24 protein-coding genes are annotated in these 20,337 nt (G+C 76.3%); 14 read left to right on the top strand and 10 right to left on the bottom strand.

Translation table 11 applies throughout. The annotated features are described in order from the left end of the window. Positions 1–129 precede the first annotated feature (129 nt). The gene (locus QOZ88_RS08965; RefSeq protein WP_305999436.1) at positions 130–669 is read right to left on the bottom strand and encodes an Rv3235 family protein; all 540 of its coding nucleotides are present in this window, start codon (positions 667–669) and stop codon (positions 130–132) included. Between the two features lie 37 nt (positions 670–706). Continuing rightward, positions 707–1,435 (bottom strand): LysM peptidoglycan-binding domain-containing protein, encoded by a 729-nt coding sequence (locus QOZ88_RS08960; protein ID WP_305999435.1) that lies wholly within the window; start codon positions 1,433–1,435, stop codon positions 707–709. An 87-nt stretch (positions 1,436–1,522) separates the two neighbouring features. Between QOZ88_RS08960 and QOZ88_RS08955 the strand changes: the two genes are divergently transcribed. Beyond that, the gene (locus QOZ88_RS08955; protein WP_305999434.1) at positions 1,523–2,092 is read left to right on the top strand and encodes a hypothetical protein; all 570 of its coding nucleotides are present in this window, start codon (positions 1,523–1,525) and stop codon (positions 2,090–2,092) included. 4 nt (positions 2,093–2,096) lie between these two features. Here QOZ88_RS08955 and QOZ88_RS08950 read toward each other — a convergent pair whose 3' ends face one another. Continuing rightward, entirely contained in the window at positions 2,097–2,354 is a 258-nt protein-coding gene (locus QOZ88_RS08950) for a helix-turn-helix domain-containing protein (protein ID WP_091929152.1), read from the bottom strand. Between the two features lie 204 nt (positions 2,355–2,558). On the opposite strand from QOZ88_RS08950, the gene QOZ88_RS08945 reads away from it, so the two are divergent. The 5 genes from QOZ88_RS08945 (at position 2,559) to QOZ88_RS08925 (ending at position 7,302) form a co-directional block, all read left to right on the top strand. Further along, the gene (locus QOZ88_RS08945) at positions 2,559–3,407 is read left to right on the top strand and encodes an SAF domain-containing protein (RefSeq protein WP_305999433.1); all 849 of its coding nucleotides are present in this window, start codon (positions 2,559–2,561) and stop codon (positions 3,405–3,407) included. Next, the gene (locus QOZ88_RS08940) at positions 3,407–4,702 is read left to right on the top strand and encodes an AAA family ATPase (protein WP_305999432.1); all 1,296 of its coding nucleotides are present in this window, start codon (positions 3,407–3,409) and stop codon (positions 4,700–4,702) included. Before QOZ88_RS08945 ends, QOZ88_RS08940 begins: the two co-directional genes overlap by 1 nt. A gap of 62 nt (positions 4,703–4,764) precedes the next feature. Next, positions 4,765–6,144: a WS/DGAT/MGAT family O-acyltransferase gene (locus QOZ88_RS08935; RefSeq protein ID WP_305999431.1), complete on the top strand. Its 1,380-nt coding sequence runs from the start codon at positions 4,765–4,767 to the stop codon at positions 6,142–6,144. 56 nt (positions 6,145–6,200) lie between these two features. Continuing rightward, a complete protein-coding gene (locus QOZ88_RS08930; protein WP_091928935.1) occupies positions 6,201–6,713 on the top strand; it encodes a DUF6912 family protein in 513 nt (170 codons plus the stop codon). Positions 6,714–6,792: 79 nt separating this feature from the next. Next, positions 6,793–7,302, top strand: a complete 510-nt coding sequence (locus tag QOZ88_RS08925; protein WP_305999430.1) for a MaoC family dehydratase — start codon at positions 6,793–6,795, stop codon at positions 7,300–7,302. Between the two features lie 22 nt (positions 7,303–7,324). On the opposite strand, the gene QOZ88_RS08920 is transcribed toward QOZ88_RS08925, so the two are convergent. Next, the gene (locus tag QOZ88_RS08920) at positions 7,325–7,741 is read right to left on the bottom strand and encodes an NUDIX domain-containing protein (protein ID WP_305999429.1); all 417 of its coding nucleotides are present in this window, start codon (positions 7,739–7,741) and stop codon (positions 7,325–7,327) included. Positions 7,742–7,840: 99 nt separating this feature from the next. Between QOZ88_RS08920 and QOZ88_RS08915 the strand changes: the two genes are divergently transcribed. From QOZ88_RS08915 to QOZ88_RS08895, 5 genes are all read left to right on the top strand, one after another. Further along, positions 7,841–8,464 (top strand): DUF6758 family protein, encoded by a 624-nt coding sequence (locus QOZ88_RS08915; protein WP_305999428.1) that lies wholly within the window; start codon positions 7,841–7,843, stop codon positions 8,462–8,464. A gap of 162 nt (positions 8,465–8,626) precedes the next feature. Then, positions 8,627–8,785 carry a hypothetical protein gene (locus QOZ88_RS08910; protein ID WP_170852158.1) on the top strand — a complete coding sequence of 53 codons (159 nt, stop codon included), beginning with the start codon at positions 8,627–8,629 and terminating at the stop codon, positions 8,783–8,785. Between the two features lie 4 nt (positions 8,786–8,789). Beyond that, positions 8,790–9,425: a PH domain-containing protein gene (locus tag QOZ88_RS08905; RefSeq protein ID WP_091928931.1), complete on the top strand. Its 636-nt coding sequence runs from the start codon at positions 8,790–8,792 to the stop codon at positions 9,423–9,425. Between the two features lie 50 nt (positions 9,426–9,475). Continuing rightward, entirely contained in the window at positions 9,476–10,333 is an 858-nt protein-coding gene (locus QOZ88_RS08900) for a PHP domain-containing protein (RefSeq protein ID WP_305999427.1), read from the top strand. Positions 10,334–10,370: 37 nt separating this feature from the next. Further along, positions 10,371–11,228, top strand: coding sequence for a RecB family exonuclease (locus QOZ88_RS08895; RefSeq protein ID WP_305999426.1), 858 nt, complete (start codon positions 10,371–10,373; stop codon positions 11,226–11,228). Here QOZ88_RS08895 and QOZ88_RS08890 read toward each other — a convergent pair. Genes QOZ88_RS08890 through QOZ88_RS08875 form a run of 4 tightly spaced genes read right to left on the bottom strand, consistent with a single transcriptional unit; the run spans position 11,225 to position 15,758 of the window. After that, entirely contained in the window at positions 11,225–12,100 is an 876-nt protein-coding gene (locus QOZ88_RS08890) for an oxygenase MpaB family protein (RefSeq protein WP_305999425.1), read from the bottom strand. The two genes, QOZ88_RS08895 and QOZ88_RS08890, sit on opposite strands and share 4 nt — an antisense overlap. Further along, entirely contained in the window at positions 12,097–13,017 is a 921-nt protein-coding gene (locus QOZ88_RS08885; protein ID WP_305999424.1) for an alpha/beta fold hydrolase, read from the bottom strand. Before QOZ88_RS08885 ends, QOZ88_RS08890 begins: the two co-directional genes overlap by 4 nt. 49 nt (positions 13,018–13,066) lie before the next feature. Next, the gene (locus QOZ88_RS08880) at positions 13,067–14,203 is read right to left on the bottom strand and encodes an outer membrane protein assembly factor BamB family protein (RefSeq protein ID WP_305999423.1); all 1,137 of its coding nucleotides are present in this window, start codon (positions 14,201–14,203) and stop codon (positions 13,067–13,069) included. Between the two features lie 13 nt (positions 14,204–14,216). Next, entirely contained in the window at positions 14,217–15,758 is a 1,542-nt protein-coding gene (locus QOZ88_RS08875; protein WP_305999422.1) for a DEAD/DEAH box helicase, read from the bottom strand. A 469-nt stretch (positions 15,759–16,227) separates the two neighbouring features. Between QOZ88_RS08875 and QOZ88_RS08870 the strand changes: the two genes are divergently transcribed. Then, on the top strand, positions 16,228–16,878 hold the full coding sequence (locus QOZ88_RS08870) for a ferritin-like fold-containing protein (RefSeq protein WP_305999421.1): 651 nt from the start codon (positions 16,228–16,230) through the stop codon (positions 16,876–16,878). Positions 16,879–17,143: 265 nt separating this feature from the next. Here QOZ88_RS08870 and QOZ88_RS08865 read toward each other — a convergent pair whose 3' ends face one another. After that, positions 17,144–17,386: a DUF3107 domain-containing protein gene (locus tag QOZ88_RS08865; RefSeq protein WP_305999420.1), complete on the bottom strand. Its 243-nt coding sequence runs from the start codon at positions 17,384–17,386 to the stop codon at positions 17,144–17,146. 151 nt (positions 17,387–17,537) lie between these two features. Next, the gene (locus QOZ88_RS08860; protein ID WP_305999419.1) at positions 17,538–18,179 is read right to left on the bottom strand and encodes a TetR/AcrR family transcriptional regulator; all 642 of its coding nucleotides are present in this window, start codon (positions 18,177–18,179) and stop codon (positions 17,538–17,540) included. A 72-nt stretch (positions 18,180–18,251) separates the two neighbouring features. Here QOZ88_RS08860 and QOZ88_RS08855 point away from each other — a divergent pair, with 72 nt between their 5' ends. Then, on the top strand, positions 18,252–19,298 hold the full coding sequence (locus QOZ88_RS08855) for an alpha/beta fold hydrolase (protein ID WP_305999418.1): 1,047 nt from the start codon (positions 18,252–18,254) through the stop codon (positions 19,296–19,298). 70 nt (positions 19,299–19,368) lie between these two features. Beyond that, complete coding sequence (locus QOZ88_RS08850) at positions 19,369–20,226, top strand: DUF3152 domain-containing protein (RefSeq protein ID WP_305999417.1); 858 nt, start codon at positions 19,369–19,371, stop codon at positions 20,224–20,226. Positions 20,227–20,337 lie beyond the last annotated feature (111 nt).

Genomic DNA, 20,337 nt, shown 5'->3' with positions numbered 1-20,337 from the left:
GCCCCGGCGCGGCCGGCACCGGACGCCCGCCCCCCGCGGACGGCGCCCCGCAGACCGACCGGTCTGCGGGGCGCCGTGCTCTCCGGCCCCGCCCCGAGGTGCGAGGGGTGGGGAGGACCGTGTCCTCCTTCAGCCGATCTGCAGGGCCGTGCAGCGCCACCGGCCGTCCATGCCCTCCAGCCGCGCCGCCACCGCGTGCGCCCGTCCGGCCCGGTGGGCGACCGCGCTGACCTCTGCCACCCCGTCCACCGGCTCGCAGACGCGCACCGGGCCGATCACCACCGGTGCGTTCCCCTCGGTGCACCACCGCGGCCGGCGGCCGGCCGACAGTGCGGCGTAGACGCCCGTCGAGGCCAGCGGCTGCACCTGGGCCAGCGGGCGGCGTCCGGCGAGCGCCTCGAGGGCGATGGTCACCAGTCGCCGGGCGGCCGCGCCCGCGGGCGGCAGCTCGGCCCGGCCGGTCGGCACCGGCCCGAACTCGTCATGGGCGAGGGTGGACGGCGCGGCGCTCGGCCGGGGCCCCGGGGGCAGGACGGGCAGGGGGAGCGGCCGGCCGGGGCGCACCAGGCGCAACACGGGGCGGACCTCGCCCGGCGGCTGCGGGGTGGGGACGAGGGTCAGCTGCAGGGCCGGCGGGGGAGCCGGGACGGTGCGGGACGGTGCGGTCATCGGGGACTCCCGGGTTCGGCGGTGGGGGACGGGCGGGTCACGGCAGGGCCGGCGGCCGGAGCACCTGGCCGGGCAGCAGCAGGTCGGGATCGGGGCCGATCACCTCGGCGTTGGCCTGCCACCAGGCCGTGACGGCGGTCGCCACCTCGGCGTCGGACGGCGCATGCCCCCGGGTGCGCGCCAGGTGGCCCTCGGCGATGCGCCAGAGGCACTCGCCACGCAGGACGACGTGCTCCCCGGGCGCAGGAGCCGGCGGCCAGTCCGGGACGGGGGCGGTGCTCACGCCCCCGTCCCGCACGGGCACGGCAGCCGGCGCCGGCCAGTCGGGGACGGCGTGCGCGGACGGCGGACCCGGGGCAGCGAGCACCTCGTCCGCCGCGGCGGCGGTCGTGGCCGGCAGTCCCGGTACCGCTGCCCCGAGCACCGGCGGCGCGATGCCCAACCCGAGGCCCAGGACGAGCGCGGCGGCGCGGCGGGCACCGGAGGGCAGCACGCCGTGGAGCGCACCGCCGGCGAGGGCGCCGGCGGCCCCGGGCAGCGCCGAGCACGCGGTGAGTGCGAGACCGAGCGCACCCCAGCCCCACACCGCCCACGCGAGCAGGCCCACCAGGTGCACCACCAGGACGTCGGGCCCCGCGGTGTCGGCCGTGCGCTGCGCGGCGGCCAGGGCGGCCAGCGAGACGGGTGGCGCCGAGGTCAGCAGCGCCAGGACGGCGGCGAGGCCGGCCATGCCGAGGCCCGTCGCGAGCAGTCGTCGCACCGACACCAGGCCCTCCTCTCCGTTGACGTTGCGTCACTAAAGCAATCAAACGCAATCAAACGCAAGTGAGTGTGACGATCTAGGCTGTGCGACATGCGGTGGCAGCAGCTGTTCGCGGACCTGCAGGCGCAGTTCGAGGCCGCGGAGGACGCGCAGGACCGGGCGGAGTGGGCCTCGCGCGCCCGCGCGGAGATCGGTGCCGTGCGGCTGGCCGAACGGATCGGGGGATCGGTCGGCGCAGAGCTCGTGGTGACGTGCCGGGGAGCCGGGCGGGTCCGCGGGGTGCTCGCCGCGCAGGGGACCGACTGGCTGCTGCTCGCCGACGACCGGGGACGGGACCAGCTGGTGGCGGTGGCGGCGGTCCGGGCCGTGGACGGGCTGGGTCGCTGGACCGCGGCGGCCGAGGAACCGGGACCGGTGCGGGCGCGGCTGGACCTGCGCCGTGCGCTGCGCGGCCTGGCGCGGGACCGCAGCGCCGTCCAGCTCGTGCTGGACGACGGGACGCAGCTGACAGGGACGATCGACCGGGTGGGGGCCGACTACGTGGAGGTGGCCGAGCACGCGGCGGACCAGCCGCGACGCCCGGACGCGGTGCGCCGGGTCTCCGCGGTGGTCGTCGACGCGGTGGCGGTGGTGCGCACCCTGGCGCCCGGGTGGGGCTGAGCGGTCAGCCCCGCTGCTCCGAGGAGTCGGGGCCGGCGGCGCCCGCGGTGGCCTCGGCGGCCGGCACGGTGCCGGCGCGGGCCTCGGCGTACTTCTGCTGGATGAAGCGCTCGAGCTCGTCGACCTCGACGCGCCACTGGCCGCGCCCGCCGATCTGGATCGCGATCAGCTCCTTGCGGCGCACCAGCGCATAGGCCTGCGACCACGACACGTTGAGGATCTCCGCGACGTCGTCGAGGGTCAGGAAGCGGGGCGTGGGCATCGGCGTCTCCATCCGTTTCGCGGGCCAGTCTGTCAGCCGTGCCGGTGGTCCGTGGCGGCCGTCCACACCCGAACGTGTGGACGACGGGTGCACGAGTTCGAACGCGTACCGCATCATCGGCGTCCCGATGCCGTCAACGGCCCGCACCGGCGGGTCGGCGCGCCCGAACGCGCTGGAGACGTGCTGGCAGAGAGAGAAGGTCGCGTGACCGCCGTGCGCACCCCGGGCGCCGTCCCCGGCCCTGCCGAGCTGCCGGCCGGGCCCACCCCGCGGCGGGTCCGGACGCCCGGCTGGCTGGACCTCCGGCTCGTGCTCGGCGTGCTGCTCGTCCTCGCCTCGGTGCTCCTCGGCGCGCGGGTGGTCAGCGCCGCGGACGCCACCGTGCCGGTCTGGACCGCCGCGGACGACCTGGCCGCCGGGACGGTGCTGACCGCCGAGGACCTGGTGGTCGTCGACGTCCGGCTCGACGACGCCGCGGAGAAGTACCTCTCGGGCAGCACCCGCCCCGAGGGCAGCGCGCTCTCCCGCGGCGTGCGGGCCGGTGAGCTGCTGCCCCGCTCGGCCCTCGAGGAGCCATCGGACCTCGTCCAGCTGGCCCTGCCGGTCCAGGCCGGCTACGTGCCCCCGGGTCTGCGCCGCGGGCAGCTGGTCGACGTGTACGCCGTCGCCGACCCCGCGGCCGGCGCCACCGGCCCGGACCTGGGCAGCGTCGCCCTCGTCGTCGGTGCCGCACCCGTGCAGGCCATGTCGGGCGGCGCCGAGGGTGTCCTCTCGACGCCGACCACCACGGTGCAGATCGTGGTCGGCGTGGCGGGCGGCGACGCCGGGGACGTGCTGGCGTCCATCGCCGGGCGGCCGCTCGTGGTGGTCGCCCACCCCGCCGGTGCGACGGCGGACGGGAGCACCACCGCCGTGGCCCGTGCCGGCCAGGCGCGCGCGACACCGGCACCGACGTCGGCACGGACGTCGGCCCCGTCGTCGGCCCCGGCGCCCGCTCCGGCACCGGCCGTGGCGACCGAGGGCGCGCCCGCACCGGCGGGGCCGACCGGCTGATGGCGCTCCAGGTCTTCACCGCCGTCACCGGCGCCGGCTGGGAGTCCGAGCTCGTCGGTGCCCTCGACCGCGACGACCACGGCGTCACCGTCGTCCGGCGTTGCGTGGACATCTCCGACCTGCTGGCCGCCGCCGCCACCGGCACCGGTCAGGCAGCGCTGCTGTCCGCGGAGCTGCGCCGCCTCGACGGCGACGCGGTGGCCCGGCTGCGCGCGGCCGGCGTCGCGGTCGTGGGTCTGGTCGAACCCGGCGACGAGGCCGCGGCGCAGCGGCTGCGCCGGCTCGGGGTCGCCCAGGTGCTGCCGGCCGACGCCGACCCGGAGCTGATCGCCGAGGCGCTGCGGGACGCGGTCGCCGGCGTGCCGGCGCCCGGTCACGACGTGGCCGACCTCCGCGCGGCGCTCCCGGTCCCCGCTCCCCCCGTGGAGACGGAGCGGTCGCGGGGGGAGCGGGGCCGCGTGGTGGCGGTGTGGGGCCCGACCGGGGCGCCGGGCCGGACGACGGTCGCGGTGGGGCTGGCCGACGAGGCCGCCCGGCTGGGGGTACCCACCCTGCTGGTCGACGCCGACGTCCACGGCGGCGTGGTCGCCCAGGTGCTCGGGCTGCTCGACGAGTCACCCGGGCTCGCCGGCGCGGCCCGGCAGGCGGGCCTCGGGACCCTGGACGGCGCGGCGCTCGCGTCGCTGGCGTGGGCGGTCCGGCCGGACCTGCGGGTGCTCACCGGCCTCGCCCGCGCCGACCGGTGGCCCGAGCTGCGCCCGGCCGGTGTCACCGCGGTGCTCGACGAGGCCCGCCACCTCGCGCAGCTCACCGTCGTGGACTGCGCCTTCGGCGTGGAGGACGACGAGGAGCTCTCCTACGACACCGCGGCGCCGCGCCGCAACGGCGCCACCCTGGCCGTCCTGGAGCACGCCGACACGGTGCTGTGCGTCTCCGGCGCCGACCCGGTCGCCCTCCAGCGGTGCGTGCGGGCCCTCGACCAGCTGCGCGATGTGCTGCCCGAGGTCGAGCCCGTGCTCGTGGTGAACCAGCTGCGCCGCGGGCCGGTGCCCGGCGACCCGCGGCAGGAGGTCGGTGACGCGCTGGAGCGCTTCACCGGCCGCCGTCCCCGCTCCTACCTGCCGGCGGACCGGCGCGCGACCGATGCCGCGCTCGCGGTCGGCCGCACCCTCGCCGAGGCTTCACCGGGCTCCCCCCTGCGCGCGGAGCTGCGTGCGCTCGCCGCCCAGCTCGCCGGCGTACCCGCGCCGGCGGCGGGCCGGCGCGCCGCGCTGCGCACCCGGCGGGCGAGCTGACCGCCGGGTGTCCGGATCGTCGTCCGCGACGTAGCGTGAGGGAACGCGCAGGGAGGCGGACGATGGTCGAGCGGCTGGGCACCCTGGAGGCCTCCTTCCTCTACCTCGAGGAGCCCGGCACCCCCATGCACGTCGGCGGGGTGCTCGTCCTCGAGACGCCCCCGGGCGGGCTGGATGCGCTGGCGGCGCTGGTCGAGGCGCGGCTGTCCCTGGTGCCCCGGTACCGGCAGCGGGTGGCGGAGGTGCCCGGTCACCTCGCCAACCCCGTCTGGGTCGACGACCCCGAGTTCGACATCACCTACCACCTGCGCCGGTCGGGGCTGCCGCGGCCGGGTACCGAACAGCGGCTGCTCGACCTGGTCTCCCGGCTGATGTCCCGGCCCCTGGACCGCCGGCGCCCGCTGTGGGAGGCCTACCTCGTCGAAGGGCTGGAGGGGGACCGGGTCGCGGTGGTGACCAAGACCCACCCCGCGCTGGTGGACGGGCTCGGCGCCGTCGACATCGGCCAGGTGCTGCTGGACGTCTTCCCGGACGCGCCGGCGCCCGAGCCGGCCGAGTGGCGGCCCCGCCGTCCGCCCTCCGGTCCGGAGCTGGTGTGGGCGGCCTTCGAGGACTACCGCCGCCGCCCGTCCTCGCTCGTCGAGCTCGCCCGTTCGGCGGTCACGGACGTGCGGGCCACCGCTGTGCGGGTCGGCGGCGTCGCCGGCGGGCTGGTGCGCACGGCCCGCTCGGCGATCCTCCCGGCCCCGCACAGCCCGCTGAACGCGCCGATCGGGCGGCAGCGCCGGGTCGCGGTGGCGTGCGCCGACCTCGACGACCTCAAGCGGGTCCGGAAGGCGCACGGCGGGACGGTCAACGACGTGCTGCTGACCGTCGTCGCGGGCGCCCTGCGGGAGTGGCTGCTCTCGCGCGGCGAGCCGCTGGTCGGCGGCACGTCGGTGCGCGCCCTCGTGCCGGTGTCGGTGCAGGACGAGGACGGCGCCGGTGGCAACCAGGTCACCTCGCACCTGGTGGACCTGCCGGTCGGCGAGCCCAACCCCCGGGTCCGCCTCGCGCGGCTCACCTACGCCATGCGCGGGCTGACCCAGCACGGTCGGTCGGTCGGCGCGGACAGCCTGATCGCGCTGACCGGTTTCGCGCCGTCGACGCTGCACGCGCTCGGCGCCCGTGCGGCGCGGGGGCTCTCCCGGCGGCTGTTCAACCTGGTGGTCACCAACGTCCCCGGCCCGCAGCTGCCCCTGTACGCCGCCGGCGGCCGGGTGCTCGAGGTGTTCCCGGTGGTGCCCCTGGCCCGGGGGCAGGGGCTCTCGATCGGCATGACTTCCTACGACGGCACGGTGTTCTTCGGGCTCAACGCCGACCGGGACAGCGTCAGCGACGTCGAGGTGCTCGCCGACCTCATCGAGCAGGAGGTCGCGGGGCTGGTCGAGACCTCGGCCTGAGCCGCCGTCCGGCGGCGGCTACGGTCGTCCTTCCACCGACGAAGGGGGTCGACCGGGTGCGCGTGTACCTGCCGGCGACGACGAACGTGCTCCGCACCCTGGTCGACGAGGGGCGGCTGACCGCTCCGCAGACCGTCTTCGCGATCACCCCGCAGCTGCGCCGCTTCTACGCGGTGAGCGACGCGGAGGCCGACACCGAGGAGCTGGAGTACGCCGCCCTGCTGGCCGCGGCGCGCGCCAGCCTGCGGCTGCTGGACCTCGACCCGCTGGCCGCCCGCCGCCGGGCGGTGCTCGCCGCCGACGTGCCCGACGCCGCGGTGACCCCGATGGACGACCCGCACGTCGACCCCGGCGCGGCCCGCGTCGAGCACGAGATCCGGGTCGAGGACGTGGCCAGCGCGCACCTCGACGACGCCGAGGCCGAGGACGACGTCCGCGCCGCCGTCGCCGTCGTGCTGGAGGCCGACCTCGGCAGCGAGGACGCGCAGTTCGTCGTCGACCAGGCCGAGGGGCACGAGCTCGGCTGGTACGCCACGCAGGAGATCGGTCCGGTGCTCGAGCTGCTCTGACCGGGCGCCCGCGGATGCAGGCCGTGCCCCCTCCGTAGGATCACGCCGTCCTAGAGCGTCGACGTCGGGAGCCAGCGAGATGCAGTTCGGTCGGTACTACGAGGAGTTCGAGGTCGGGGCCGTCTACAAGCACTGGCCCGGGAAGACCGTCACCGAGTACGACGACCACCTGTTCTGCCTGCTCACGATGAACCACCACCCGCTGCACATGGACGTGAACTACGCGGAGAAGACGACCGACTTCGGCAAGAACGTCGTCGTCGGCAACTACATCTACTCGCTGCTGCTGGGCATGAGCGTCCCCGACGTCTCGGGCAAGGCGATCGCCAACCTGGAGATCGAGTCGCTGCGGCACGTCGCCCCGACCTTCCACGGCGACACCATCTACGGCGAGACGACGGTCCTGGACAAGACGCCGTCGAAGTCCAAGGACGACCGCGGCGTGGTCCACGTCGAGACCATCGGCTACAAGCAGGACGGCACCGTCGTCTGCATCTTCCGCCGCAAGGTCATGGTGCCCAAGCACTCCTACGGCGAGGCCCGCGGCGGCGAGCAGCCCGGCCGCCCGGAGCCCACGCCCCGCGGCTGAGGTCGGCGGGCGTGCTGACCGGTCAGCCCGGCAGCACGCCCCACCCGCGCAGGGTTTCCACGAGCCGGGGTGTGCACGGCAGGGCGGTGAGGGTGGCGGCGTCGGCGAAGACGGCGTCGTCCGCGTCGTCCCCGGCCACCGGGCGCGCACCGGGGACCAGCAGCGTGCACGCGAGGTCGACGACGTCGTAGACCACCGCGCCGGCCTCGATGCGGATGCGGCCCACCTCCGCGCCGGCGCGCACGCGCAGCCCGGTCTCCTCGCGGACCTCCCGCTCGACGGCGTCGGCGACGGTCTCGCCCGGCTCGACGCGACCCCCGGGCAGCGACCACAGCCCGCGCCCGGGCTCGTTGCGCCGGCGGACCAGCAGCAGGCGGCGGTCCGGGTCGTGCACGACGGCGCCGACGCACGGCACCGCCGGCGGGTCGGCGGCGGTCACGCGTCGCAGGCTACGCAGGACGGCGACGGCGACGGCGCCGGGCGGGCCGCCCCCTGCGCTGCGCTTGACGATCGGCGCCACTCCCGCGACCGTGTCCCGGTGAGTGCGTCGCCGGTCTGCCCGCGCTGCGGTGAAGCACTGGCCGTCCGCCACGGGTCCGAGGCGCACGCCTGGTGCCACGTGCACGGCGCGGTCACCCCGCTGCACCACACCGCGCTGGTGGCCCACGACGCGATCGCCGCCGTCACCGCCGACGCCCGCGTGCCGGCCTGGGTGCCGGACCCGGTCCCGCCGGGCTGGGCGGTCACCGGCCTGGCGTGGGGCGGCGAACCGGATGCGCGGGCGATCGTCGTCGACTGCGCCGGCCCGGGCCCCCTCGGTGGCGCCGCGGAGCTCGTGCTGGTGGCCGAGGAACCCGGCACCGGCGTCGGGTGCGGCTACGCCGGGCTTCCGGGGCTGGACCCCGGGGACGTGATCTCCGGGCCGAGCTCGGTCGGCGTCGAGGCGGCCGGCCAGCACGCCCCGCTGTGGGCGGTGCCGACGCGCGAGGACCGGGCGGCCTTCGTCGGGGAGGCCTACGGGGTCTGGCTGTGGCTCGTGATGTGGCCGATGAGCGCGGCGTGGCTGCTGGTCGAGGAGCTGCGGCTGCTCGACCTGCGCGAACGCATCTACCCCGACCTGCCGCTGGGGCCGGTCGGGGAGCACCTGCTGCCCGGCCGCTGACCCGCACGTGCCGGAACCGGACGGGCCGCCGGGGATCGGCGCGTCGGACGGGTCCGCCGTGGGGCCTGTGTTACCCATGGGACGAACGCGTCCGCCGCACCCGGCGGGCCCTCCTGCCGGCCCGGGCGCCCGGGCTGCCTCATTCACACCACGGAGGTGGCGGTGAACCTGAAGAAGGTCCTCACCTGGGTGGTCATCGCCTTCGTCCTCTTCTACGTCATCCAGGCGCCGGAGTCCTCGGCGCAGCTGGTGCGCAACGCCGGTGAGGCGCTCGGCGACGCCGCCTCCTCCCTCGCGCAGTTCGTCGGCTCGCTCGTCTGAGCCGGTGAGCGCCCCTGCCGGGCTACCGACCCGGGCCGCCAAGGACGTCCGGAAGTACCTGCTGGACGACGAGGATGCGGTGGTGGTCACGCGCCGGCACTGGGCGGTGCTGATCGTGCCGACCCTGAAGTTCCTGCCGGTGCTGCTGATCGGCGGCTGGCTGTTGGTGCTGGACCCGGAGAACCGGGTGACCAGCACGGTCGGCATGCTCGTCGTCCTGGCCGCGCTGCTCACCTACGCCATGCGCGTCGGCGAGTGGTGGATGCGGCACTTCATCGTCAGCCGGCGGCGGGTGCTGCTCACCTCGGGGGTGATCGTCCGCACCGTCACCCTGCTGCCGCTGCGCCGGATCACCGATCTGACGTGGAAGGAGACCTTCCTGGGCCAGATCCTCGGCTACGGGACCTTCCGCTTCGAGTCCGCCGGGCAGCAGCAGGGCCTGTCGGAGATCACCTTCCTGCCGCGCGCCGGTGACCTGTACCGAGAGGTCAGCGGCCTGCTGTTCGGCAGCGACTGGGGCAGCGCGTCCGGTGGCGACGACGAGGGGAACCCGGAGGCGCCGCCGCCGGCCGGACCGGTCGCCAGCGGTGGGCGGCGGGACACCGAACCCATCCCGCAGCTCCCGCCGCGCGAGCCGTGAGCGGCTCTCCACCGGGTGCCGCGGGCCGGCGTGCGGCAGGCTGAGCCGTGATGCGGATCGACCTGCACACGCACTCCTCGGTGTCCGACGGCACCGACGACCCCGCCGCGCTGCTCGCCGCCGCGCTGGCCGCGGGGCTCGACGTCGTCGCGCTCACCGACCACGACACGACCGCGGGCTGGGCGGCGGCGGAGGAGCACCGCCCGGCCGGGTTGACCGTCGTCCCCGGCATGGAGCTCTCCTGCCGCTGGTTCCCCTTCGACCAGCCCCCGGTCAGCGTGCACCTGCTCGGCTACCTCTTCGACCCGCTGCACCCGGCGTTCGCCGCCGAGCGGGCCCGGCTGCGCGACGAGCGCCTGGGCCGTGCCGAGCGGATCGTGCAGGCGCTGGCCGCCGACGGGTACCCGGTGTCCTGGCCGGAGCTCGTCGAGCACGCCGGCGGCGGGGTCGTCGGCCGGCCGCACGTGGCGCGGGCGCTGGTCCGCGCGGGCGTCGTGGCCAGCGTCGAGCAGGCGTTCGCGGGGCTGCTGCACCACCGCAGCCCGTACTACGTGAGCAAGGCCGACACCGACGTCCGGCAGGGGATCGCCCTCGTGCGGGCGGCCGGCGGCGTGCCGGTGTTCGCCCACGGGTTGGCCACCGAGCGCGGCCGGGTGGTCGGCGACGAGGCGATCGCGGCCATGGCCGCGGCCGGGCTGCTGGGCCTGGAGGTCGACCACCCCGACCACACCGTGGAGCAGCGCGCCCACCTGCGCGGGCTGGCCGCCGACCTGGACCTGGTCGTCACGGGCTCCAGCGACCACCACGGCACCAACAAGCAGACGCCGCTCGGGGCGTGCACCACCGACCCGGAGCAGTTCGAGCGCCTGGTCGCAGCGGGGACCGGCGCCGCGCCCTGGCGCGACTGAAGCTGGGGCGTCGCCCCCCGCGGCTACCGTGACCGGCATGCGCAACCCCACCGACGGCGGGCAGGCGGTGCTGCCGGGCATGCCGCGCCGGCTGCTGCGCGCCTCGCCGAAGTCGCTGGCCGACTTCTCGGACTGCCCCCGGCGCTACCGGTTCGCCAACGTCGACCGGCCCAGCCCGCCGCGCGGCCCGCGGTTCGCCCACCACACGGTGGGGACGGCGCTCCACCAGGTGCTCTCCTCGTGGTGGGATCTGCCGGTCGAGCGCCGCACGCCCGGCGCCGCCCGGCAGCTGCTGATCGGTGCGTGGAGCCCGGCCGGCTTCCGCGACGACGAGCAGTCCGACCGCTGGCGGTCGCGGGCGGCCGGCTGGCTCACCGACTACCTGGCCGACGTCGACCCCACCGAGGAGCCCCGCGCGCGGGAGCGCACGGTGAGCACGATGACCGAGCGGATGACGCTCTCGGGGCGGGTGGACCGCATCGACGAGCGCGGCGACGAACTGGTGGTCGTCGACTACAAGACGGGCCGCTCACCGAGCACCGACGACGAGGCGCGCGGTTCGCAGGCGCTGGCGCTCTACGTCCTCGCCGTCCGCCGCACGCTGCGCCGGGCCTGCACCCGGGTGGAGCTGCACCACGTGCCCACCGGCACGGTCGCCGCCTTCGAGCACACCGAGCGGTCGCTGGCCAACCACGTGCGACGGGCCGAGGACGTCGCCATCGACATCCAGGCGGCGGGCGAGGCGGTGGCCGCGGGCGAGGACCCCGACGCCGCCTTCCCGGCCGTGCCGGGGCGGCAGTGCGGGTGGTGCGACTTCCGGTCCAGCTGCCCGGCCGGCCAGGCCGCGGGCCCGGCCCGCGAGCCGTGGAGCTTCCTCCCCGAGGACGATTCCTAGGCGGCCGACGCCTCGGCCACGCGGGCGTACCCGGCACGCACGATCGGTGACCGGTACGCCCGGTCGGGCAGCGCCAGGAACCCGGCCCGGAACGCCCTGGCCCCGGCCGTCGCCGCGGCGTCGGTCAGCGCCAGCCCCGGGAGGGAGTACACCTGCCGCGCCCAGGGCGGCAGCAGCGCGAAGCAGAGACCGGCCAGGCCGCCCCACACCGGCCGGGCCGGCGTCAGCACCTGCAGCCACCCGGGCATCGGCGGGAGGAACAGGTCCCGCACCCCCTTCAGTGCGGCCGGGGTGGCGGCCAGCGCGGGGCGGACGCCCTCGAAGTACGCGTCGAGCTCGGCCACCGACCGGGGCACCGTCTCCAGCGGCACGCCCACGAGGTGCGCGAAGGCCACCTGCTCGTCGACGTAGCGGTCGGCCTCCGCGTCCGACAGCGCCACGCCCGCCCGGCGCGCCGTCGTCAGGATCGACCGGACGGCGCAGGTGTGCACCCACAGCAGCAGGTCCGGGTCGTCGACCCGGTACGCCCGGCCGGTCGTCTCCTCGACGCCCGACAGCTTCCGGTGGTAGCCCCGCACGCGGGCGGCCATCCGGCGGGCCTCGGTCCGCCGGCCGAAGACGACGGTCTCCATGTACTGGCCGGTGCGGGTGATCCGCATCCACCAGTCGTCCTTGAAGCCGGCGGAGTTGCGGGCCACGCCGTCCATCGCCACCGGGTGCAGGGCCTGGAGCATCAGCGACGCCATCGCGCCGAGGTGGTAGGCCGGGTCGCTGTGGATTCGCCAGGTCACGCTGCCCGGGCCGAAGAAGCCGAGCCGGTCCTCCTCCTCGGTCCAATCGTCCGGCGAGGGCAGCGGCGCGAGGCGGCTCACGACCGCTCCTCGGCGCTGGACCAGAAGTCGCACAGCACCTCGAGGGTGCGCGGCGGGTTCTCCACGGCGGGGGAGTGGATGGCGAAGTCGATGACCTCGTGCCGGGCGCCCAGCCGCTGCGCCATGTCGGCCTGCACGTGCGGCAGCCAGGCGTCGTCGGCCTCGCCGTGCGCCACCAGGAGCGGCACCCCGGTGGCCTTCAGCTCGGCCACCCGGTCCGGCTCGGCCAGCATCGCGTCGGCCATGCCGCGGAGCCCGGCGGCGGAGTTGCGCAGGAATCGCCGGGAGTAGAAGGCCCGGGTCTCCTCGGGCACGGCCTGCGCCTTGGGGTCGGTCATCGCCACCTGCTCGAGCGTCTCGTGCACCAGGGGTACGCCGCCGGCGTCCAGGAGGGGGCCGAGGTGGTCGAGCAGCTCGGCGCGGCGACCGGTGAGCCGGGAGGGTCCGGAGCCCAGCAGCGTGAACGTCGTGAACAGCGCCGGCTCGGCGAGCACGGCCGCCCGGGTCACCAACCCGCCGAAGCTGTGCCCGACCAGGTGCAGCGGCCCGGTGGACTCCTCGCGCAGCACCCGCGCCACCGCGCGCACGTCGTCGCCCAGGATCTCCACCGAGTACTGCGCCGGGTCGTCGGGGCCGGGGGACTCGTACTGCCCGCGCTGGTCCAGCACCACGACCCGGTACCCGGCGGCGGCGAGCGGGCGCAGCAGCGGCGCGAAGTCCTCCTTGCTGCCCGTGTAGCCGGCCACCATCAGCACCGTGCCGCGGGGAGCGCTGCCGCCGGTGTCCAGGGCGGCGAGCGGTCCGGCGCCGCCGGCGAAGGTGCGCGGGACGGCGTCGTGCTGCGCGAGCTGGCGGAGGTCGTCGGGCGCGATGGCGAGGGACATGGCGTTGGCATCGGGGCCGCCGGGCAGGACCATGGCGCCCAGTGAACCCCGACGGCGGCGGCCGTGCCGCACCGGTGGTGCCTCAGCGGTAGGCGCGGACCTCGCCGTCGTGCGCGAGCACCACGACGGGGCCGACGACGGTGGCCACGGCACCGTCGGGGAGCTCGGGCGTCGCCGTGCTGCCGAGCTCGGTGCCGGTCGCGGGATCGAGGTGGACGATCCCGCCGGCCGTCGGGACGGGGAGGGCCGGCGCACCGTCCTCGGTCGTGGCCGCCCCACCGGGCAGGCCGGTGGCCGGGACCGACCAGAGGGGGCGCGCGGACCCGGGCTCGAGCGCGGTGAGCGTGCCGTCGGTGAGGACCAGCACGGCGGTGCCGGTGGCCGCCTGCCGCACCGCTGCCCCGGGATCGGCGGGCAGGGTGGTGAGCAGCGTGCCGTCGGCGGAGGACAGCAGCTGCACCTCGTCGTCCACGCGCACGGCGACCGGCAGGTCCGCCCCGACCAGCTCGGTCGCGCGTGCGGATGCCGGGAGGTCACGGGTCCAGTGCAGGTCGCCGTCGAAGCCGTCCATCAGCCGCAGCTGCAGGGCGGAGGAGCCGGCGCACCGCTGCAGCACCGCCACGCCCGCGTCGCCGGCGGCGGACTGCAGGAACTCGCAGCCCTCCGGGGGGGCGTACCGCCAGCGGATGCCGCTGCCGGTGGGGTCCAGCGTGACGATCCCGGTCGGCGTGGCGGCCAGCACGATCCGGTCGGTGGCGGTGAGGGTCACCTCGGGCCGGAAGTCCACGTTCCGGGTCCACGCGCGCACGCCCGTCCCGGCGTCGAGGGCGACCGCCTCGTCGCAGCGGTCCTCGGTGCGGAAGACCGCGACCGCGACACCGTCGGTGACGGTGAGCCCGCACAGCGCCGCGTTCCCCCGCGTGTAGTGCCACGCCTCCTCGCCGGTGACCGGGTCGAGCGCGCGCACGCCGTGCGGCGAGCCGACGAGCACCCGGCCCTCGGCGACGACGTTCCCGGGCAGCGGGTCCGCCGCGGCGGACCACGCCTCGGAGACGGCGCCGGCCGGCGCCCCCGGGGGGACGTCGGCCGGTGCGGCGGTGGTGCTGGAGGTGGCGGCCGCGTCGGACCCCCGCCACAGCAGGGTGGCGACGACGACGAGCGCGAGCGTGGCGGCGGTCCAGATCCACACCCGCAGGGGCGGGCGCGTCAGGCGTGCCATGCGGAGGAGCGGCTCAGGAAGCCGTGTCGGCGCCCGTGCTCGCGGCGTCCGGGCTGCCCGTGGCCTCGGCGCCCGAACCGCCGCGCCCGGCACCGCCACGGCGGCGGCGACGGCGGCGCGGCTTGGCGCTCCCGCCCTCGGCGGAGGCGTCGGTCGCCGGCGGGGCAGCACCCTCGGCCGCGTCGCCGGCGGCGTCGGTGCCCCCGCTGCGACGGGTGCGGCGCCGCGGACGGCTCTTGCCGCCGCCCGTGGACTCCTCGCCGCCGGTGTCCCGGCGCTCCGCCGGGCCACGGGCGTCGCCACGACCGGCCGGGCGGTTGCGCTTGCCCGTCTCGCCGAGGTCCTCGAGGGTCTCGGCCTCCAGGCCCTCGCGGGTGCGCTGGGAGCGGGGGAGCCGCCCCTTGGCGCCCTCGGGCACGTCGAGGTCGGTGTAGACCCACGGCGAGGTGGAGTAGGTCTCCGGCGGGTCGTCGAAGCCGAGCCCCAGAGCCTTGTTGATCAGCTGCCACCGGGGGATGTCGTCCCAGTCGACGAGGGTGACCGCGACGCCGGTGCTGCCGGCCCGGCCGGTGCGACCGATCCGGTGCACGTAGGTCTTCTCGTCCTCGGGGCACTGGTAGTTGACGACGTGGCTGACGCCGGTGACGTCGATGCCGCGGGCGGCGACGTCCGTGGCGACGAGCACGTCGACCTTGCCGCTGCGGAAGGCGCGCAGCGCCTGCTCGCGGGCGCCCTGGCCGAGGTCACCGTGCACCGCGGCCGCGGCGAACCCGCGGTCGACCAGCTCGTCGGCGACCTTCTGTGCGGTGCGCTTGGTGCGGCAGAAGACCATGACCAGCCCGCGGTCGCGCGCCTGCAGCACCCGGGACAGCAGCTCCGGCTTGTCCAGGTTGTGCGCCCGGTAGATGAACTGCGTCGTCTGCGGGACCGTCGAGCCCTCGTCGTTGCCGTGCGCCCGGATGTGGGTCGGCTGGGTCATGAACGACCGCGACAGGGTGACGATCGGGCCGGGCATGGTCGCCGAGAAGAGCATCGTCTGCCGCTTCTCGGGCACCATCGCCAGGACCCGCTCGATGTCGGGCAGGAAGCCCAGGTCGAGCATCTCGTCGGCCTCGTCGAGGACGAGGACGCGCACCTTGCCCAGGATCAGGTCGCCGCGCTGGGCGAGGTCGAGCAGCCGCCCCGGCGTGCCGACGACGACCTCGACGCCGTTGCGCAGCGACTCGATCTGCGGCTCGAAGGCGCGCCCGCCGTAGATGGCCTGCACGCGGATGCCGCGCGTGGCGCCGGCGGTCCCGAGGTCGCGGGCGACCTGCACGCAGAGCTCGCGGGTGGGGACGACGACCAGCGCCTGGGGGACGCCGTCGGCGCCCTCGCTCGGCGGGGTCACGCGGGTGAGCAGCGGGACGCCGAAGCCGAGGGTCTTGCCGGTGCCCGTGCGGGCCTGGCCGATGAGGTCGTTGCCGGCCAGTGCCAGCGGAAGGGTGAGCTCCTGGATGGCGAACGTGCGGGTGATCCCGGCGTCGGCCAGTGCGGAGACGATGTCGGGGTGCACGTCGAAGTCGCTGAACAGCGGGCTGTCGGCGGCGACGGGGGCGCCGCCGAGCTCCTCGACGGTCTGCTCCAGTTCCTCGGGGGCGGGCGCGCCGGTCTCGGCGTGCTCCAGCTCGGGTGCGGTGGTGGGGGTCTGCTCGGTGGAGGTCAGTGCTCTCGCCTCTGGTGTGCTGGGGGACCGGCTGCGGCAGCGGTGTCGCCGCCTCGCGCCCGTCCCGGGTCGGGTGTCGCGGGATCGGTTCCTGCGCCGACGCGGCCAGCAGAACCGGACCTCGCCACGGCCCGGGAGACAGCCCGGGGGGCGTCGTCCAGCGGTCGTCAGCGCACAGATGTACGAGCGTGCCCGGAGGCTCGCCGATTCCCATGCTAGCGCGAGCACCGGTTAGCCTCTCGGCGCCGCGCTCCCCGCTGCCGGGTGCCTCACCCCTCCGGGGCACGCGGCGTCCTCGTCGCCGAGCCCAGGAGATGCCGTGCCACCGGTCGAGAACACGGCGGTCGCCGACCTGCTGGGCGTGCTGGCCTACGCCGAGCTCACCGCGTTCGACCGGCTGGCCGAGGACGCCCGCATGGCGCCGTCCCTCACCGGCCGGGCCGCGCTCGCCCGGATGGCCGCCGCCGAGATCGGGCACCACTTCCGGCTCACCGCCCGGCTGGAGGAGCTGGGGGTGGACCCGGCGACGGCGATGGCGCCGTTCGTCTCGGCGCTGGACACCTTCCACGAGAGCACCCGGCCCAGCACCTGGCTGGAGGGGCTGGTGAAGGCCTACGTCGGCGACGGGCTGGCCGCCGACTTCTACCGCGAGATCGCCGGCTTCCTGCCCGAGCCCGACCGGGGGCTGGTGCTCGAGGTGCTGGCCGACACCGGGTACGCGGACTTCGCCGTCCGCGAGGTGCGCGCCGCGATCGCCGCCGACCGCGCGGTCGCCGGCCGGCTGGCGCTGTGGGGACGGCGTCTCGTGGGCGAGGCCATGACCCGGTCGCAGGCGGTGATCGCCGAGCACGACCGGCTGGCCGAGCTCATCGTCTCCGGCACCGGCGACCTCGCGGGGATCGGCCGGCTCATCGAGCGCATCACGCAGGCGCACACCACGCGGATGAAGGCGCTCGGCCTCAACCCCTGACGCCACGACCTCCCGCCGGGACGGCGGATGCGCCGATCAGCCCAGGCATGGGGCGCGCCGATCAGCGCAGGCATTGGAAGCTTTACCTGTGGTCCGGGCCCCGGAACCACAGGTAAAGCTTCCTATGCTCCGGGCGCCCGCCGGGCCGGTCACCGGTCGCCGACCGCGAGAACGGCAACGCGACCGCGAGAACGGCAACGCGACCGCGAGAACGGCGACGGGGCGCCACCGCAGTGCGGTGACGCCCCGTCCGGGGAGCCTGGGGTCAGGCGCCGGTGCCGGCGATGAAGCCCACGCGGCGCTGGTCGGCCTGCGCGATCTCCACGTAGGCGATGCGGTCGACGGGGACGAGGACCTGGCGGCCCCGCTCGTCGACCAGGGTCAGCAGGCCGTCCTTGGTCGAGCCCGACATGGCCTTGGCCACCTCGGCCGCGATCTCGTCGGGGGTCTTGGGGCTGTCGATGACCAGCTCCTTGGGCGAGTGCTGGACGCCGATCTTGACTTCCACGTGGGCGATGCCTCCTCGTTGCGCGACTGCCCCCAACGCTAGTGCAGACCGCGCCGCGGGGACCGGCCGAGCGGGTGCGCCGTCAGCGAAACCGCGGACCCCCTGCCCCCCACCCCTCGCGAGTTCGCGGTGGGCCCCTGCAGCGGGCCGCTCAGGAGCCGGCGTCGCCGTCCACGCGCGGGAAGCCGGAGATGCCGCGCCAGGCCAGCGCGGACATGAGCGAGACCGCCTCGTCGCGGGAGACCGTGCCCTTCTGCGGCAGCCACCAGCGGGCGGCGGTCCCGGAGAGCCCGGTCAGCCCGGAGGCCAGCAGGTGGGCGCGCTCCGGGTCGAGGCCGGTGTCGGCGGCGATGACGCCGGCGATCGCCTCCACGCACACCCGCGTGCCGCGGTCGACGATGGCGCGCACGTCGTCGTCGTTGCGCAGGTCGGACTCGAAGACCAGCCGGAACGCCTCGCCGTCGGCGTCGATGAAGTCGAAGTACGCGCCGACGGCGGCGTCGACCCGGGCCCGGTTGTCGGCCGTGCGGCCCATCGCCTCGCCGACCCGGTCGGCCAGCTCGGAGACGTGCTCCTCCAGCAGTGCCAGGTAGAGCTCGCGCTTGCCCGGGAAGTGCTGGTAGAGGACCGGCTTGCTGACCCCGGCGCGGACGGCGATGTCGTCCATGGCCGCGGCGTGGAAGCCGTGCGCGACGAACACGTCCTGGGCCGCGCGCAGCAGCTGGAGCCGCCGCGCACCGCGCGGCAGCCGGGAGGTGCGCCGGTTGACCGCGGCGGGCTGTGTGGGCTGCATGGCAGGGGGGATGCTACCGACGCGTCCCGGCTCCGCTCGACCGACGGGTACGGAGCGTTACCGTCGACGGCGATGTCCGAGGCCGAGCTCTCCACGACCCCCCTGCCGGTGCTGGGCCCCTCCGTGCCGCCGTGGCCGGGGAAGGAGGTGCTGGTCCGCGGTGGAGCGGTGTTCGTGCGCCGCACTCCGTGGACGGGTCCGGTCGAGGGCGGGCCGGCGACGGAGGCCCCCCGGGAACGGGCCCTCTACGTGCACGGCCTCGGTGGCGCCTCCACCAACTGGACCGACCTCGCCGCGCTGCTCGCGGTGCGGTTCGACGGCTGGGCGGTCGACCTGCCCGGGTTCGGCCGGTCGCGGCCCCCGGCGCGCGGCCGGTACTCCATCCGCAGCCACGTCCGGGCCGTCGTCGACGTCCTCGAGCACGTCGTCGCCCAGCCGGGGACGGGCGAGGAGCGCTTGGTGCACCTGGTCGGGAACTCCCTCGGCGGCCTGGTGAGCCTGCTGGTCGCCGCCCTGCGCCCGGACCTCGTGGCGACGCTGACACTGGTGTCCCCGGCCATGCCGGTGTACCGGGTGCCGCCGGCGTTCAGCCGGGCGCTGCTGCTCCTGCTCGTGCCCGGGGTGCCGACGCTGGCGGAGCGCCGGCTGGCCGCCGTCACCCCCGACGAGAACGTCCGGTCGATGGTGCGGATGTGCTTCGGCGACCCCGGTGCCGTGCCTCGCGAGCGGCTGGAGCAGGCCGTCCAGGAGATGCACGAGCGGGCCCAGCAGCCGTGGGCCGACCGGGCCCTGGCCCGCAGCATGCGCGGCCTGATCACCTCCTACCTGCGGCTCGGCCCGGCCAACGCCTGGAGGGCGGCCCGGGGCCTGCGGATGCCGGTCCTGGTCGTCTGGGGCGGGCGCGACCGGCTCGTCGACCCGGCGCTGGCCCCGCGCCTGGCCGCGACCGTGCCCGACAGCCGGCTCCTGCTCCTCGACGGCGTCGGCCACGTGGCGATGCTCGAGGCCGCGGAGTCGACGGCGCGGGCGGTGCTCGGGATGGTCGAGGGCCGAAGCGTCGAGCCGGGCGTGGCGGAGCCGCCGGCTGTCGCCGACGGACCACGCAGCGTGAGACCCTGAGCGCACCGGGGGACGGAGCGAGCGAGCGGGGAGGCGACCGGTGGGAGGACGTCTGACCGACGGCCGTCCCGTGGCACGTGCCCGCCCGCCCTCGCCGCGGGGCCCGGCGCGCCCCGGGCGCGACGACCGGAGCCCCCGCGGCCGGCTGCGCCGGTTCGTGCGCCGCCACGGGTGGCGCGCCTACGCGATCCCCGTGCTGGCGGTGGCCACCGTCGCCGTCCTCGTCGACCTGGTGCTCCACCCCCCGGGGGCGACGCCCACCACCGCCGCCGCGGACCCCACCTCCGCCCCGGTCGCCACGACCGCCGCCGCACCGCCGCCCGCAACGGAACCGACGGCCCCGGCCGAGGGTGACGCCGGGCCGTCGGAGACCGCCCCACCCGAAGCGGTGGCGGAGGAGTACGTGCAGCAGGGCGCCGGCAGCCTCTCGCTGGTCGACGGCGCCTCCGAGGTGCACGGCACCGGCCCGCTGCAGCGGTTCATCGTCGAGGTCGAGGACGGCATCGGCGTGGACGGCGCGGCGTTCGCCGATGCGGTGACGGCGACGCTCGGCGACCCCCGGTCCTGGGGAAACGGCGGGCGCCTGTCGTTCCAGCGGGTGGGCGCGGGGGCGGCGTTCGACTTCCGGGTGAGCCTGGTGAGCCCCGGCAGCATGGAGACCTACTGCCCGGGGGTGGGCACCGGCGGGTACACCTCGTGCCGCTACGGGGACCGCGCCGTCATCAACCTGGCCCGGTGGGCGACCGCCGTCCCGCACTACGAGGGCGACATCGCCACCTACCGGCGCTACGTGGTCAACCACGAGGTCGGCCACGTGCTCGGCAACGGCCACGTGCAGTGCCCCGGGCCCGGTCAGCCCGCTCCGGTGATGCAGCAGCAGACCCTGGACCTGCAGGGGTGTGCGAGGAACGCCTGGCCCTTCCCCTGACCGCCCTCCGCCGGGATCAGGTGACCTGATCATCGAGCGTCCTCCCGCACGGTCTGCGGTGAGGGAGGACGCGCTCCGGCGGGGGAGGACGGCGGGTCGGTCCCGCCGCGG

Source organism: Blastococcus carthaginiensis (genome assembly GCF_030731085.1).
Classification (GTDB): Bacteria; Actinomycetota; Actinomycetes; order Mycobacteriales; family Geodermatophilaceae; genus Blastococcus; species Blastococcus carthaginiensis.
Note: the sequence above shows the minus strand (reverse complement) of the source record. Positions and strands in the feature narration are given on the sequence as shown.